The organism is Nocardia sp. NPDC050713 (genome assembly GCF_040654315.1).
GTDB lineage: Bacteria > Actinomycetota > Actinomycetes > Mycobacteriales > Mycobacteriaceae > Nocardia.
In genome coordinates this window covers 190,657-205,230 of sequence record NZ_JBFAHS010000008.1, presented here as the reverse complement: position 1 = coordinate 205,230, position 14,574 = coordinate 190,657, and the positions used below count along the sequence as shown (strand labels likewise).

Annotated in this window: 18 protein-coding genes; 9 read left to right on the top strand and 9 right to left on the bottom strand. The window is 69.7% G+C overall.

Annotated features, from left to right (window positions below):
• The first annotated feature begins 177 nt into the window (after positions 1 to 177).
• Complete coding sequence (locus AB0H49_RS17505) at positions 178 to 972, top strand: hypothetical protein (RefSeq protein WP_357252494.1); 795 nt, start codon at positions 178 to 180, stop codon at positions 970 to 972.
• Between the two features lie 321 nt (positions 973 to 1,293).
• On the opposite strand, the gene AB0H49_RS17500 is transcribed toward AB0H49_RS17505, so the two are convergent.
• Both AB0H49_RS17500 and AB0H49_RS17495 read right to left on the bottom strand, forming a co-directional pair.
• Positions 1,294 to 1,674, bottom strand: coding sequence for a DUF5313 family protein (locus AB0H49_RS17500; RefSeq protein WP_355001064.1), 381 nt, complete (start codon positions 1,672 to 1,674; stop codon positions 1,294 to 1,296).
• Positions 1,671 to 2,153 (bottom strand): MarR family transcriptional regulator, encoded by a 483-nt coding sequence (locus AB0H49_RS17495; RefSeq protein WP_357252491.1) that lies wholly within the window; start codon positions 2,151 to 2,153, stop codon positions 1,671 to 1,673. Before AB0H49_RS17495 ends, AB0H49_RS17500 begins: the two co-directional genes overlap by 4 nt.
• A gap of 255 nt (positions 2,154 to 2,408) precedes the next feature.
• Between AB0H49_RS17495 and AB0H49_RS17490 the strand changes: the two genes are divergently transcribed.
• Positions 2,409 to 3,431 carry a DUF418 domain-containing protein gene (locus tag AB0H49_RS17490; RefSeq protein WP_357252488.1) on the top strand — a complete coding sequence of 341 codons (1,023 nt, stop codon included), beginning with the start codon at positions 2,409 to 2,411 and terminating at the stop codon, positions 3,429 to 3,431.
• Between the two features lie 10 nt (positions 3,432 to 3,441).
• Here AB0H49_RS17490 and AB0H49_RS17485 read toward each other — a convergent pair whose 3' ends face one another.
• Positions 3,442 to 4,605 (bottom strand): cytochrome P450, encoded by a 1,164-nt coding sequence (locus AB0H49_RS17485; protein WP_357252485.1) that lies wholly within the window; start codon positions 4,603 to 4,605, stop codon positions 3,442 to 3,444.
• A 952-nt stretch (positions 4,606 to 5,557) separates the two neighbouring features.
• Here AB0H49_RS17485 and AB0H49_RS17480 point away from each other — a divergent pair.
• A complete protein-coding gene (locus AB0H49_RS17480) occupies positions 5,558 to 5,695 on the top strand; it encodes a hypothetical protein (protein ID WP_357252482.1) in 138 nt (45 codons plus the stop codon).
• 1 nt (position 5,696) lies between these two features.
• On the opposite strand, the gene AB0H49_RS17475 is transcribed toward AB0H49_RS17480, so the two are convergent.
• Positions 5,697 to 5,891, bottom strand: coding sequence for a hypothetical protein (locus tag AB0H49_RS17475; RefSeq protein WP_355001059.1), 195 nt, complete (start codon positions 5,889 to 5,891; stop codon positions 5,697 to 5,699).
• A gap of 158 nt (positions 5,892 to 6,049) precedes the next feature.
• On the opposite strand from AB0H49_RS17475, the gene AB0H49_RS17470 reads away from it, so the two are divergent.
• The 3 genes from AB0H49_RS17470 to AB0H49_RS17460 are packed head-to-tail and all read left to right on the top strand — an operon-like array spanning position 6,050 to position 6,877.
• Positions 6,050 to 6,487, top strand: a complete 438-nt coding sequence (locus tag AB0H49_RS17470; RefSeq protein WP_355001058.1) for a hypothetical protein — start codon at positions 6,050 to 6,052, stop codon at positions 6,485 to 6,487.
• Positions 6,488 to 6,524: 37 nt separating this feature from the next.
• Positions 6,525 to 6,680 (top strand): DUF6131 family protein, encoded by a 156-nt coding sequence (locus AB0H49_RS17465; protein ID WP_221639457.1) that lies wholly within the window; start codon positions 6,525 to 6,527, stop codon positions 6,678 to 6,680.
• A gap of 8 nt (positions 6,681 to 6,688) precedes the next feature.
• Positions 6,689 to 6,877 carry a CsbD family protein gene (locus tag AB0H49_RS17460; protein ID WP_355001057.1) on the top strand — a complete coding sequence of 63 codons (189 nt, stop codon included), beginning with the start codon at positions 6,689 to 6,691 and terminating at the stop codon, positions 6,875 to 6,877.
• 58 nt (positions 6,878 to 6,935) lie between these two features.
• On the opposite strand, the gene AB0H49_RS17455 is transcribed toward AB0H49_RS17460, so the two are convergent.
• The 4 genes from AB0H49_RS17455 to AB0H49_RS17440 all read right to left on the bottom strand — a co-directional run bounded on the left by AB0H49_RS17455 (position 6,936) and on the right by AB0H49_RS17440 (position 10,588).
• On the bottom strand, positions 6,936 to 7,601 hold the full coding sequence (locus AB0H49_RS17455; protein ID WP_355001056.1) for a phosphoribosyltransferase family protein: 666 nt from the start codon (positions 7,599 to 7,601) through the stop codon (positions 6,936 to 6,938).
• An 87-nt stretch (positions 7,602 to 7,688) separates the two neighbouring features.
• A complete protein-coding gene (locus AB0H49_RS17450) occupies positions 7,689 to 8,414 on the bottom strand; it encodes a VIT family protein (RefSeq protein ID WP_355001055.1) in 726 nt (241 codons plus the stop codon).
• Between the two features lie 60 nt (positions 8,415 to 8,474).
• On the bottom strand, positions 8,475 to 10,079 hold the full coding sequence (locus AB0H49_RS17445) for a GMC family oxidoreductase (RefSeq protein WP_357252476.1): 1,605 nt from the start codon (positions 10,077 to 10,079) through the stop codon (positions 8,475 to 8,477).
• Positions 10,080 to 10,210: 131 nt separating this feature from the next.
• Complete coding sequence (locus tag AB0H49_RS17440; RefSeq protein WP_355001053.1) at positions 10,211 to 10,588, bottom strand: hypothetical protein; 378 nt, start codon at positions 10,586 to 10,588, stop codon at positions 10,211 to 10,213.
• A 184-nt stretch (positions 10,589 to 10,772) separates the two neighbouring features.
• Between AB0H49_RS17440 and AB0H49_RS17435 the strand changes: the two genes are divergently transcribed.
• Entirely contained in the window at positions 10,773 to 11,489 is a 717-nt protein-coding gene (locus tag AB0H49_RS17435; RefSeq protein WP_357252472.1) for a DUF5642 family protein, read from the top strand.
• Here AB0H49_RS17435 and AB0H49_RS17430 read toward each other — a convergent pair whose 3' ends face one another.
• Positions 11,490 to 12,491, bottom strand: coding sequence for an AraC family transcriptional regulator ligand-binding domain-containing protein (locus AB0H49_RS17430; protein ID WP_357252469.1), 1,002 nt, complete (start codon positions 12,489 to 12,491; stop codon positions 11,490 to 11,492).
• A 70-nt stretch (positions 12,492 to 12,561) separates the two neighbouring features.
• On the opposite strand from AB0H49_RS17430, the gene AB0H49_RS17425 reads away from it, so the two are divergent.
• Together AB0H49_RS17425 and AB0H49_RS17420 are read left to right on the top strand one after the other, a co-directional pair.
• Positions 12,562 to 14,070 carry an NAD(P)/FAD-dependent oxidoreductase gene (locus tag AB0H49_RS17425; protein WP_357252466.1) on the top strand — a complete coding sequence of 503 codons (1,509 nt, stop codon included), beginning with the start codon at positions 12,562 to 12,564 and terminating at the stop codon, positions 14,068 to 14,070.
• 86 nt (positions 14,071 to 14,156) lie between these two features.
• Entirely contained in the window at positions 14,157 to 14,570 is a 414-nt protein-coding gene (locus tag AB0H49_RS17420; RefSeq protein ID WP_357252465.1) for a hypothetical protein, read from the top strand.
• Positions 14,571 to 14,574: the final 4 nt, after the last annotated feature.

Genomic DNA, 14,574 nt, shown 5'->3' with positions numbered 1-14,574 from the left:
GTTCGCTTTTGCGTTGGCGTGCGGGCAGATTCGTAGTAATCCGCGGGTATGCCTGTTGCGCAGTGCGAACCCTGTTGCGGAGAGTCGATCTTCGAATCAGCGACCTTCGGGTAACCTCCGGAGAAGATCGGCTACTCGTGACGGTGTTCTCTGTTCGGCAGTGAAGGCGGTGCGATAGTGGAATCCGGTGGTGGACCGGCGCCCTACGGCGATGACGATGGCCAGAACAACAACACTCGCGTCCTCACCATCGCGGCGGCCATCGCCGCGACGCTAGCGGTGGTGGTGGCGATCGGGCTCGTGTCGCGTTCGAGCCATGAGTCGGAGAACGCGACAGCGCCGACGCCCTCGTTCACCACAGCCGCCAGCCCGACTCCGCGCACGATGCCGATAAGCACCACCGTCCGTCCGCCGGTCTCCGCATCGGCGCCGCTGGCCGCACGCAGGATCGGCGACGACTGCTCCGCGGGCGGCATCACCGCGCAGTGGGATCTGCGCGAGGGCCAGTGGATGTGTGTGCCGCAGGGGCAGGGTCTCGAGCCGCACCGGATCGGTGACGATTGTTCGCACGATGGCATCACGGCCCAGTGGGGCCGAGATCCCGACGGCCAGTGGATCTGCGTGCCACCGGAGCAGGCTCGCGAAGACCACCAGGTCGGTGACGATTGTTCGTACGAAGGCATCACGGCCCAGTGGGGTCTCTCACCGGATGGCCGGTGGATCTGCGTGCCGCAGGAACAGGGTGCCGGCGTGCCGGTGCAACCTGCCGCACCTGCCCTGCCCGCCCCACCTGCACCTGTGCCTGCCCCGCCCGCCGCACCTGCCCCGCCTGCGCAGCCCGCCGCACCCGCACCGCCCGTCGGCCCCGCACCTCCGCCCGCCCCTGCCCCGCCGATCGTGCCCGCGCCGCCGATCGTGCCGCAGCTGTTCCCGCTCCCGCCGATCGTGCCCGGACTGCCCGCCGGTCGGTGAGCCGGTGGGCGTCACCGCTCGTCCCGCCGGTGCTGCCGGTATCGCCTGCCGCGCCCCGCGCCAGCTGTGCCTGCGCAGCCGTCGTGCCCGCACCGTCCGTCGGACCTGCGCGGAGGGGCGCGGTGGAATTCCTGTCGAAACCGTGGCCGCCAGACCTCCGCCCGCGCCTGCCCTGCCGCAGACGAGCGGGCCGCAGACGCAGGTCAGCCCGTCGGCCACTACTGAGCCGCTCGGCGCGCTGGCACGCGGCGGACTGCCCCCGGGTCGAGCCGGTGTCGTTGACGGCGTCGAACGTGTGTTGTCCGGAGCTGGTGCTCCTGCTCAGTGTGGGTGCTGGGCGGCGTAGCGGGCCCGCTCCAGCTCGCGCTTGCGCGCACGTTCCGGGTTCTCCAGATCGGCGGGCAGCCCGTGCTTGGTCAGTCGGTGCGCGCGATTCATCGGCATGAAGGCCGCGGTGTAGAACAGCGCGAGCAGCACGGCGAGCAGCACCATCGATCCGCGCAGCCACAGCGCGCCAGGGAAGAACATGAATACCGCGAACAGCGGCGTGAACGGCACCAGCCCGCGCACCAGATGCCTTGCGACGGCGTACTTTCCGGTCAGGTCCTCGCGCACCCAGTCCTGCAACGAATCGGGCAGCCTGCGCCCGAAGGCGTAGCCGATCCACTCGACGGGGTTGGGGCGGCGACGGGCGCGGGTCATGCGTCGGCTCCTGACGTTGGGTGCGGTTCGGCGAGCGTCGAGCGGCGGGCGGCTTCGTTGACCCTGGTCAGCACGTCGCGCAGTTCCTCGAGGTCGGCGAGAGTGACACCGAGGCGCTGCACCACCGCGGGCGGGATGCGCTCGGCCTGCGCTCGCAGCGCCGCGCCCGCCTCGGTCAGGTCGATCACCAGGTTGCGTTCGTCGCGCGGGTCGCGGCCCCTGCTGATCAGTCCGGCCGACTCGAGGCGCTTGAGCAGCGGGGAGAGGGTCGGTGAATCGAGCTGGATGGCCTCGGCGATCTCCTTCACCGACATCGGCGCCTCGCCCCACAGCGCCAGCATCACCAGGTACTGCGGATGGGTGAGGCCGAGCGGTTCGAGCAGCGGGCGGTAGACGGCGAGCACCGCGCGATTGGCCACGGCCAGTGCGAAGCACACCTGCCGGTCCAGGCGCAGCGGGTCCTCGATCTGGGTGTCCACGGTTCCTCCTCGGGTCCCGGCTAGGTTAACGCACAAATAGTTAGTGCATGAAGCAAATGTGCGCGACGTCATCTGAGAGCTGTTCAGCGCCGCGGCTCGCCTGCGCCATTACGCGTACCTCCGCCTTCGCTTCGGCCGTGCGCGAGTTGTCGACGGACTTCGTCCCCCTGCGCCATCAGGCGTAACTCGGCCTTCGCTCCGGCCGCGCGCAAGTTGTTGACGGATTTCGTCCGCCTGCGCCGTTACTGTCGGGGCATGTACGACGTCGCCGCGCGCGAGCGCATTCACGAATTAGACGCCGTCCGCGGGTTCGCGCTGTGCGGAATCCTGGTGGTCGACATTTGGCAGATCACCGACATGACGGCCACCGTGCCCTCCGGCGGGGCCATGGACCCGGTCCGGCACGTGCTCTCGGTGGTGGTCGAGGAGCGCTTCTTCCCGATCTTCTCGTTCCTGTTCGGCCTGAGCTTCGCGCTGTTCCTGGACGGCGCCGCCGAGCGGACCGCACGTCCGCGAGTTGTCTTGGCCCGCAAGCTGGTCGCGCTCGGCGCGCTCGGACTCGTGCACCAGCTGTTCCAGCCGGGCGAGGCGCTGCTGCCGTACGCGGTCGTGGGATTGGTGATCCTGCTGCCCGCTTCCGCGTTGCCGTCGTGGCTCGTTCTGGTCGCGGGCCTGGTGGGCACGGTGGGTGTGGCGCTCACCCTCGGCGGCGGCTTGGCCTTGGTACCCGGTCTCTTCCTGCTCGGCTCGGCGGCCGAACGTTTCGGTCTCGTCGACGTTCTGCGCGGGCGCACCTGGCCGATCGCGGCCGTCTTCGTCTTCGCAGTGCCCGCCGCGATCGCGACCGCGGTATGGCAGTGGCGCACACCGTATCTGGAGTTGTGGACCAGCTCGATCGAACCGATCGCGGGCCTGCTCGGCGCGGTCGCCTATGCGACCGGGCTACTGCTCGTGCTGCGCACCGGGTTCGGCGAGGTGCTCACCGAAGTACTCGAGCCGATGGGGCGCATGGCGCTGACGAACTACGTTTCCGCAACGGTGCTGATCCTGCTCGCGGAAGAGCGTCTGCATCTCGGCGGCACCACCCGCTATCCCGCGCTGCTCGGCTTGGCCGCGGCGATCCTCGTGCTCCAGGCGTTCGTCAGCTACCTGTGGATGCACTGGCTTCGATACGGACCGCTGGAGTGGGTGTGGCGGTGCGTCACGTGGTGGCGCATCGTCCCGATCCGTGAGCCGGAGCCGGAAGGCGTCGCATCGATCGGCTTGCCCCGCAGGTGAGTCGAGGTGCTCAGGCGAGCGCGACGGGAAGCAGGAGCGGCCCGCGGTGCCGGAAACCGCAGCGCCACGGAACTTCTCGGGCGGGCGTCGTCAGCGTCGTCTCGGGCCATTTGGCGAAGAAGTGCTCGAGGACGGCGTCGGCGACACTGTGCACGAGCGCGGCGCCGAGACAGGAGTGGGCGCCGTGGCCGAGGCCCAGCTGGGCGTTGCGGACGCGGGTCGGGTCGAACCGGTCGGGCCGATCGAACACCGCCGGATCGCGATTGGCGCCCGCGAGACACAGCAATACGGTCTGCCCGGCTTGCACGGTATAGCCGCCGATGTCCAGATCCGTTGTCGCGAAACGGGCTCCGGCGAGCACCTGCGGCGAAAGGTAGCGCAGCAGCTCGTCCACGGCGCGCCGCCGGTCCGTGGCCGCCCGAAAAGCCCTGCGGTGCGCGGGTTCGGCGATCAGCGTGAGCAGCGCGCCCGCGATCAGGTCTACGAGCACCTCGTACCAGACGAACAGCAGATAGAACAGCACACCGGCGAGTTCGTCCGCGGTCGGTGAGCCGGTCTCGCCGCTCGCGGCGACCAGCCGCCCGACCGGGCTGTCGGGGCTTGCCGTTTCGATCGTGGCGTCGACGAACGCGCGCATGGCGGCGAGAGTGTCCCTGGCCCGCGGCGCCGACCCGCCGGGCAACAGGGTCGAATTCGCCCAGTCCAGCAGGGTTTCTCGTTCGGAATCGGCCAGTCCGAGCAGGTCGCCGAGCACTTCGGTGGGCAACGGAACCGCGAGACGCTCGATCAGATCCACCTTCGGGTCCGCCTCGGCGCCGCGCAGCAGCGAATCGACCAGATCGGCCGCGCGCTCGTCCCACCCGGTCAGGCGGCGCGGTGTCAGCTCGGTGGTGATCAGGCGGCGCAGGCGGGCATGAGCCTCCGCGTCGGCCACGAGCAGTGCGTTCAGCGGGGGCGGGACGGCGAATCCGGCGTAGTCCACCGGTCCGGCCCTGTTCACGTCGGTGGTCAAGCGCTTGTCCGACAGCGCGGCGCGCACATCGGCGTACCTGGTCACCAGCCAGGCGGGCGGACCGTCGGGTGTGCGGACACGGTGCACGCCGCCCTCGCGGCGCAGTGCGTCCAGCACCGGCCACGGATCCGCCGCGAAACCGGCATCGAAGATCTCTCGCATCCCAGCCCCCATCCGCTTGTCCGCCAACACTTCTCGGCGCGTTCGGTGCGCACCAAAGTACTCCGCGCGCGCCGAATGCGCCGCGCGGGCTGGTGGCGGCGTTCGCCACGGGTTGCCCGGCGCGCGACAGGACGGCAAACGCGGCACGGTGACGCATTCGGCCGCTTGTACTGCCGCCACGGCTGTACGCGGTCGCGCGTCGCGCCTTCTGGCGGCGGTGCGCGCAGAGCTGGGGCGGAATCGCGCTGCGCGCCGCCGGGTTGATCGCCATTGCGGCGGCAACGCACGGCCCGCGCCGTCGCCTGCCGTGCCGCCGCGTGGTTGTCGCCCTGCCGTGCCGCCGCGTGGTCGTGCCGTCGCCGTGCCGTGCCGCCGCGTGGTGGTGCCGTCGCCGTGCCGTGCCGACGCCCCGCCGCGCCGCCGCGTGGTCGCGCCGTCGCCCCGCCGCGTGGTCGTGCTGTTGTGCCGTGTGCCGTCCTGTCGCGTGCCGTTGTGCTGGGCGGATAAAGGCTGTTCGACGACTTGCCGCCCTCGTCAGCTACAGAGCGGCCGTGCAAGCCGTGGTCACCGGCCTTCCTCCGCGTACGGGGCGGTGACGTGGTCGCCGCGCGGTCGTCGCTGTGCGCTGTCGGGTTGGTACCAAGCGGCGCGGGGCGCGGTGTTCGCCGCCGTGTTGTTCCCCGCTGCCACATGATCCGACACTGCCGCTGGTCATGCGGTCGACCGGCGTGCACGCCGACACGAGGAAGGAAACGCGAGCTGGAACAGCGGCTCTGGGACCGCGTGGTGCAAGGCCGAGCCAACCTGAAGGGAGCAGCTCGCGGAGACGGAGGGGCCTGTACGGCGAGATCTACGAGCGGCCGCGCGTCCAGTTCAGCGACTGACCCGCGACGATCCCTCGACCGCCGACCAAGACGCCAGCGCATGAGCCGCGCGAGGACCTGAAGGTGATGTGGAGACGACCGTCATCCGCACGGAGGTGGTCGAGGCGGGCCGCAGGGAGGCGCTCGCGGCGCGACGCGACCCCGGCATAGCGCCGGGGCTGGTCGACCGGTTGACCGAACGCCTCGATCTCGGCCCGACTCGCTGAGCTACTTCGCGGGGACGCCCGACTGCCTGATCGCGTCGAGGACCTCGCCGTAGCTGAGGGTGGTGGAGTTCACCGTGATGGTCTCCGCGACCCGGTCCACGTCGACGGAATCGACGCCGCCGAGTCCGCGCAGCGCGTTCTCGGCGACGACGGCGGACTCGTCCGAGTAGTCGGTGAGATCGAAGGTGTAGGTCATGATGCTCGACTCTCCTTGGTGCTGATCGACCGGTGATGGTCAGTTCTGCGCATACACCGAAACCGCGCGGCGCAAACGTTTCCGATCGTGTTGTTTGAGCCCGTCGGAACCGGGAATAGCGGACTCGTAATAGAACATTTCAGCGCACCAGGATTGTCATGATCATTCTCCTAGGGCTGATCGTCCTGATCGGCGCGGTGGTCGTCGGCGTCGCCGCGGTGGCGGCGAATACCGGCGAGCTACGCACGTCGACGGGCGACTTCGCCGTATTCGACTATCAGTTCACGGCCTCGGCCGGAGAGGTATTCCTCTACGGCACGGTGATCGGCGCGGCGGGCGCGCTCGGATTGGTGCTGTTGCTGACCGGGCTCTGGCGTACCTCCCGCCGCGGCAGCGAGGCACGCAGGGAACTGCGCAGGTCGCGCAGGGAAGCCGCGGCGGCTCGTCGCGGCACGGCTCCGCCACAGGCGCCGCCCGTCGCGCCGCCGCCCGCAGGGAAGCCCGCCTGGAGCCCGAACCGCTTCCTGCGCCGACCATCCGGAGCCCCGCCGATCGCGGGCGCTCGCGGCAAGACCCAGGCGCCTACTACCACCTGACACGTCAACGGTTTACCGGAAAGAAAGGGATGTGACCGTGATTATCCTCGGATTGATTCTTCTGATTGTGGGCTGGTTGCTCGGAATCGGATTGCTGACGACCGCGGGCATCATCGTGCTGATCATCGGCGCGGTGCTCTGGATCGCAGGCTCGGTGGGCCGTCCGATCGGCGGCCGCAGGCACTATTACTGAGGTCATCGATGACTGCCGACAATTACAGACGGAACAGTCGTTTCGATCACCGCATTCAAGCCGCGCGGGGTCGCGTGAAGAAATTCTTCGGACGCGCGACCGATAACCCGAGGCTGACAGCGGAAGGTCGGCGGGACCAGTTCCGCGGCAACATGAAACAAGCCGCCAACAAAGTGCGGGACGCGTTCCGGCGCTGACCGATCGCCGATGTCGGCCGAGAGCAGCCTCTCGGCCGACATCGGCGTGCGTTGCTGCCTAGCCGGATTCGCCGGAACGCTGGCGCAATTCGGCCGCCGCACCGTCCAGTAGATCGCACACCTGGGCGTCGTCGACCGGGGCGAAATCCCCGTACCATCGCGCGATCGAGGTGACCACTTCCGCGCCCTCCAGGCAGACCACCTGGTCGACCCGCCCGCTCAACGCCCGGATCGCCGAGGCCGCGCCGACGGGCGCCGCGAGCGCGATGCGTTCGGCCCCCGCCGCCCGCACCACCGCGACGGCCGCGCGGGCGGTGACGCCGCTGGCGATGCCGTCGTCGACGATCACCGCGGTCCGCCCGTGCAGCGCGAGGCCGGACGTGCCACCGCGATAGCGAATGGCGCTGCGCGCCAAGTCCGCTCGCTGTTCGGCCTCCACCTCGGCCCGCCCCGATTCGGAGACGAACGCGCGCGCCAGGATCTTGTCGTCGATCACCCCGACGCCGCCCTCGCCGATCGCGCCGAACGCCAATTCGGGCCGATAGGGCACCCGTAGCCTGCGCACCATCGCCACCGTGAGTGGCGCGTCCAGCGCGCGGGCCACCTCGTAGGCGACCGGAACGCCACCGCGCGGCACCCCGAGCACCACGGCGTCGGCGTCGCGAAAGTCGGTCAACCGCACGGCGAGTCGCCGACCCGCCGCCCGGCGATCACGGAAGGGCATGTTCGGCCTCCGGACTCGGACTTCGGAAAGCATCGAAGTCTACGCCCGGCCGAATCCCCCACGGCGGGTGGGAGCTCGGTGACCGCCTCAGATTCCGGAGACGTCGGCCAGCTGCCCGATACCGTAGGTGACCAGCATGGCCAGCGCGCCGCCGAGCACCACCCGCAGCACCGCGCGCCGGGGATCGCTCCCGCCGAGCCGTGCGCTGACCGAACCGGTGAGCGCCAGCGCCACCAGCACCGCGGCGACCGTGACCGGGATGCGCGCGGTGACGGGCGGCAGCAGGATCGCCAGCAGCGGCAGCAGCGCACCGAGGGTGAACGCGACCGCGGAGGACAGCGCGGCCTGCCAGGGATTGGTGAGTTCGCGCGGGTTCAAGCCGAGTTCGGCCTCGGCGTGCGCGGTGAAGGCGTCGTACGCGGTGAGTTCCTCGGCGACCTTGCGCGCGGTCTCCGGCGTGAGTCCCTTGGCCCGATAGATGTCGGTGAGTTCCGCGAGCTCGTACTCGGGTTCGTCGGTGAGCTCCTTGCGTTCCTTGGCGAGCAGCGCGCGCTCCGAATCCCGCTGGGTGCTGACGGACACGTACTCGCCGACCGCCATCGACAGCGCACCGGCCGAGAGACCCGCGATGCCCGCGGTGAAGATCGCGCTTGTCGTTGTCGTCGCCGCGGCGACGCCCACCACCAGGCCCGCCGTCGACACGATGCCGTCGTTCGCGCCGAGTACTCCGGCGCGCAACCAGTTCAGCCTGGTCGCGAACCCGCCCGCGTGCGGCTCGTACGGATGGGAACCGCTGGTCGTCGAGTCCTCCATGTTCCGCACCCTAATGCTTGCCCGCCTTCGCTCATGGCTCGAAGGCGGCGGACTGACCCCTCAGCCGCTCGGCGCGACCTTTCCGCGCAGGTGATCGGCCAGCCGGACAGCCAGCGCGACGATCGTCAGCGTCGGATTGGCGTGGCCCGTCGTGGGAAACACCGAACTGCCCGCGACGAACAGGTTGTCCGTGCCGTGCACCAGGCAGTCGGTGTCGACGACGCCCGCGCGCGGATCGGCCGACATCCGGGTGGTGCCGGTCGGATGCGCCCAGTCGGTGAGTTCCAGCGGCAGCGCGCTGTCCGGCGCAGCCCACTCGAACAGCGTCGGCGTCGGCAAGCCGAGCCTGGCGAACTCCGCGACCGCCAGCGCGGCGGCCCGGCGTACCGTGGCGTCCTCCTGCGCGTGCACCCGCCAGTCCACCCGCACGGTCGGCACGCCGAGCCGATCGGCGCGGTCGGTCAGGGTGACCCGGCTCTCCGCGTTCGGCGCCTGTTCGACCATGCAGCGCAACTCGATTCGATCCAGCTTGTGCGGTAGCCCCGTGTGCTGGACGAGGCGGCGTCGCGCACCGGCGAACAGCAGTCCGGCGTTGGTGAGCGCGACCTTCGCGTCGTGGCGGTCGCCGCGCCCGCGCAGCAGCTGTTTCACCGAGTCCCACGGATCGTCCGCCGCGGGCACTTCCTGTAACCACAACGCGCAGTTGAGCAGACCCTCCTTTGCCTGGATCTCGGGAGAGAGAGCGACACCGTGCAGGAAGGTATGGCGGCCGTGCGGCGTTTTCACCACGTACTTGCCGAAGCGCTGCGCGATCGACTCCGCCGCACCAGGTTCCAGCACGCCGACGGCTCCGCAGCGGTGGTCCATCAGGTAGCGGCCGACCAAGTCGTGCCGGTTGCCGAGGCCCTCGGGCACCGTCCGCCGGGAGGCGAGCAGCAGGCGGGCATTGCCGATGCCGCCAGTCGCGAGCACCACCGCGCGGGCGCGCACCGTTCGCGGTCGCGGGTCGGCGCCCGCCACTTGGAGGGTCCGCACGTGCGCGCCATCGGGATCGGTGTCGAGATGGGTGACAGTGGTGTTGATCAGAATCAGAACATTCCGCGCGACAAGGCTTTCCACGTGCGCGCCGAAGCGTTTGCAGTCGAACGGATCGGACGGATCCCGGCTGATCTGCCAGAAGTAGGGGCGGAAGCGCTCGGGGTCCAGCGCGTCGGCGGGGCGGGTCCGACCGGCCAGGTCCCAGAAGCCGTCGTCGGTGAAACCGCTGCCGTGACCGATGCCGATGTGGCAGGCCGCGCGGGTCAGGTAGGGCTCCAGGTCGCCGGGGCCGATGGGCCATCCGGAGCCGGGAACCCAAGGGCGAGCGCGGAAGTCGAGCTCGTCGAGCAGCGCGCAGCGTCCGCTCCAGGTGTGCGAGTTGCCGCCGAGGATCCGGTCGCCCGCGAGGCGATCGGGCTGTGCCCGGCGCGCGCCCACGTTGTCGTAGTCGTCGAGTGCGTTGGCGGCGTCCGACGATTCACGCCCGCCGCTCTCCAGGACCAGCACGCGCAGCGCTGAATTCGCCAGCTCGGCGGCGATGGTCAGTCCGGCGGGACCCGATCCCACCACGCAGACGTCGGCGGACAGTTCCTCGTCCCCGACCGTTCGCAAGTCCTCGATCCGCACGGCCGTCCTCCCGCAAGCCAGCAACCCCGACCGGCGGGCCGTCGGACGATCCCGCACGTCCGGTTCACTGTACGAGGAGCGCGCCGATCACACGCCGAAAAGCGTTGGGGCCGACGAAGTCCGGTGGCGTGTCAGTGCCGCACGCGGCGCGGGCGGCGGATCGGCATCGGGTGCGGTATCAACTTGCGGTGCGCGAACTGCATGCCGCCGAGGAGCGCGAGCGCGAGCATCGCGGCGACATAGTCGCCGAGGGCGAGCGAGAGCACGGCGAAACCTCCGAGCAGCGGTAGTTCGAGTAGGGCACACCAGCCGAGGAACCGTAGTCGGGTGGCATTGGCGTCCAGCCACCGCACGCCGTCGTCGATGATCTCGCCCGCCGTGACCGGACAGACCATTCCGTCGCCCACCTGAACGAACCGATGCACCGCGTCGTCGCGAGTGAGCTCGCCGAGCCAGGCCAGGTCGATGAGCCGCTTACCTTCTTCGGCTACTTCTCGAACCGTGTCCATGCGACCCCTTCCGAGTCGATATTCGCGCCGAAGTCTATGCCGACCGATCCCGGTCTCCTAGAGGTGATCCCCGCCGCCTGACCTTGTCCGCGCCGCGCCGCCGGCGGAACAGGCCGCTTGCTCGTCGCGCGCGTAGCACGGACCGGTGCTGCCGCGCGGTACGGGTACTGGCATGCTGACCGGCATGATCACACTGCGGTACCCAGGGGCACGCCTGCTGGCGGGGATTTCGGCGGGCGTCTTGCTGCTCGCCGGTTGTGGCGGGAACGACGACGCGGCGTCGAATTCGGCCGCGCCGACCACCCCCCGCGACCAGCTACTGCTGTCGGAATCCGAATTCCCGGCCGGTACAAAGAAAGTCGATCTGCCCAAGGACCGGCTGGAGACTGCGGCCGCCGATCTCGCAGGCACGCAACAGAGTTCGACCATCACCCCGGCGGAATGCGCGGACACCCAGCAGGACCTCGGCACGGCGACCAAGGACCTGCTCGCCGACGCCGCCGTCGCGGGCGCGACCGACGAGAAGGCCGGGCTGATGTTCGTCGAGTTCGTCGCGGGTCGCACCGCCGACCTGGCGAAGATCACCGACGGCAACAAGAAGTGCGGTGAGGTGAGTGCGACCTCCACGGTGGAGGGCAAGCAGATCACCTCGGTGGTCAAGGTGGAGAACCTGGACGCGCCCGCCGAGCTGAACGGCGCCGAGGCCATCGTCTACAAGTCGGTGAGCACCTCGACCGTCGGCGCGGGCAAGCCGCTCACGTCCACCGCCTACCAGGGCATGGCCGTGCTGCGCGGCACCACCGTCGTGGTGCGCGTCGCCGCGCTGAAGGACTCGCTGGACGAGGCCGCTTTCGAGAAGTTCTTCCTCGACGCCGTGGAGAAGGTGCGCAAGGCGTCGTAGTCAGCCCGCCCGGCGCAGGGCGGTCGGCGTGCACCCCCACCAGCGGCGGCAGGATCGGGTGAAGGTCGCCTGCTCGGCGAAACCGAGGAGCGAGGCGATCTGGCTCATCGGCATGTCGGTGGTGGTGAGGTAGCGGCGGGCTTCGTCGCGGCGCACGTCGTCGAGCAAGGCGGCGAAGGTGGTGCCCTCCGCCGCCAGCCTGCGCTGCAAGGTGCGCGGATGCGTGGTGAAAAGCCCTGCCACCGCGCCGATTTCGGGCGGCGTCGTGCCGAGCAGCTGGCGCAGCGCGGCACGCACCCTCGGCACGATCGACGTGCCGCCCTCGGCGGTCTGCTCGGCGAGGAAGGCCATGGCCAGCCGGTGCAGGTTCTGGTCACCGCCCGAGAGCGGCCGGTCGGCGAGGGCGCACGGCATCCGCAGGATCGCCGCGGACCGGCCGACCCGCACCGGAGCGCCGAAGAACTCCTCGTAGGCGCTCAGCGGTGCGGGCGGGTGGTACGGCAGCTCGACCGAACGCAGCCCGTAGCGCTCCTCGGCCAGTCGCTGGATCGCGCGGTGCACGAAGCCGAGGCCCAGATCGGTGCCCTGGACCGGGGCGGGCAGGTCCGGCGGGCCGCCGTAGCGCAAGGCGATCACGCCGCGGTCGCCGTACGGGTCCTCCGCCAAGGCCAGGCTCAGTGAGCGCGCGTGCACGAACAGGTAGCGCGAGGAGCATTCGAGCGCGTCGGCCAGGGTGGGGGAGTTGCGGATCGCCAGTGCCAGCGGGCCGAGCATGTCGAAGTCCTGGCGGTGGGCGATGCGCAGTCCGAGATCGGGGCAGGCGAGTCGATGGGCGGCCAACTCCAGGACCGCCGCCACGGCCTGGTCGGGGACGAGCAGATCGTCGGCGTCCAGCGCGGCGGCGGGCAGGCCTACCGCCGCGGCGTACTCCTCGGCATTGCCGCCCAGTTCCGCCACGGTGGCGCGGAAGCCGCGCAAGCCTGCGGACCGGATGACGGACATGTCGTCCAGAATCAAATAGTTGTCGCGTGAAGTCAAGAAGGTGGCCGATCGGATCCGCACACTGGAGGCCATGACCGACACCGCAGTCGTACCGGACCACCTTGACGTCGTGATCGTCGGCGCGGGCCTGTCCGGCATCGGCGCCGCCTACCGGCTCCAGACCGAATGCCCCGGCAAGAGTTACGCCGTGCTCGAGGCGCGCGACGGTCTCGGCGGCACCTGGGATCTGTTCCGCTACCCGGGAATCCGCTCGGATTCGGACATGTTCACCCTCGGCTACCCGTTCAAGCCCTGGCGCGACGCGAAGTCGATCGCCGACGGGCCCTCGATCCTGCGCTACATCAGTGAGACGGCGGCCGAGAACGGCATCGACCGTCACATCCGCTTCCGCACCAAGGTGCTCTCGGCCGACTGGTCCAGCGCCGAGTCCCGGTGGACCCTCACCCTCGCCGAGCGCGACGCAGCGGGAAACACCGTCGAGCGCACCCTCACCTGCGGCTTCCTCTACGCCTGCGCGGGCTACTACGACTACGAGCGCGGCCATGCGCCGGAGTTCCCCGGCGCCGACAGCTTCGCCGGGCGGATCGTGCACCCCCAGTTCTGGCCGGAGGGCCTCGACTACGCGGGCAAGCGGGTCGTGGTGATCGGCAGCGGCGCCACCGCGGTCACGTTGGTGCCGTCGATGGCCGAGCAGGCCGAGCTGGTGACGATGTTGCAGCGCAGCCCGACCTGGATCAGCGCCGTCCCCGGGCGTGACAAGCTGGCCGACAAGATCCGCGAACTGCTGCCGCCGCGCCTGGCGCACCGGGTGATCCGCACCAAGAACATCCTGTTCAGCACGGGCTTCTATCAGTACTGCCGCCGTCGTCCCGAATCCGCGCGCAAGCTGCTCATCGGTCTCACCACGCGCATCCTCAAAGACGAGCGGGCCGTCGCCGAGCACTTCACACCCAGCTACGACCCGTGGGACCAGCGGCTGTGCGCTGTACCGGACGCCGACTTCTTCAAGGCGATGAAGAAGGGCAAGGCGGAGGTCGTCACCGACCACATCGACAGTTTCGTGCCCGAAGGCATCCGGCTGAAGTCCGGCCGGGTGCTCGAGGCCGACATCGTCGTCACGGCGACCGGGTTGCGGCTACTCGCCTTCGGCGGCATCACGCCGCACGTCGACGGCGTGCCGGTGCGGCTGTCCGAGCAGTTCGTCTGGCAGGGCGCGATGCTCACCGGCGTGCCCAACTTCGCGGTCTGCATCGGGTACACCAACGCCTCGTGGACACTGCGCGCCGACCTGACCTCCCGGCTGGTCTGCAAGGTGCTGCGGCACATGGACGCCAACGACTACGCGGCCGTCGTCCCCGAGCCGGATCACGTTCTCACCGAGCAGCCGCTGCTCGATCTGGCCTCCGGCTACGTCCAGCGCTCCATCGACGAGTTCCCGCGCCAGGGCGAGCGGCACCCGTGGAAGGTCCGCCAGAACTATCTGCTGGATTCGGCCACGACCCTGCGCACGAATCTGAACAAGACGCTGAAGCCGACGCCGCGCGCGCACCGCGTGCCGGTGTCCGCCGCGGCGCGCTGATCGCGAATCCTCACCCGAAACGGGTGAGGTATTCCGCGGGTGCACCCGCTGGGATGGACATCCAGGTTTCTCCTTCGCGGAAGGGAATGCAGATGACCACACCGGAAACCCGACACCCGGTTCGCCAGGGCATCGCCGCGGGCACCTCCATCGGCGCCGCGATCCTGCTGCTGACCGTGGGCGTACTGCAGATCTTGGAGGGCATCTCGGCCGTCGTCGACGACGAACTGTTCGTCGTCGGTCCCGAGTACGTGTACCAGTTCGACATCTCGACCTGGGGCTGGATCCATATCGTGATCGGCGCCATCCTGGTGGTCTGCGCGATCGGCCTGATGACCGGAAGCACCTGGGGCAGGATCGCGGCGATCGTCATCGCGGCGATCGCGATCATCGCGAACTTCGCGTCGCTGCCGTACTACCCGTACTGGTCCATCCTGATCATCGCCCTCAGCATCGTGGTGATCTGGGCGGTGTCGACCTGGCGAACCGACGAATACTGACGGT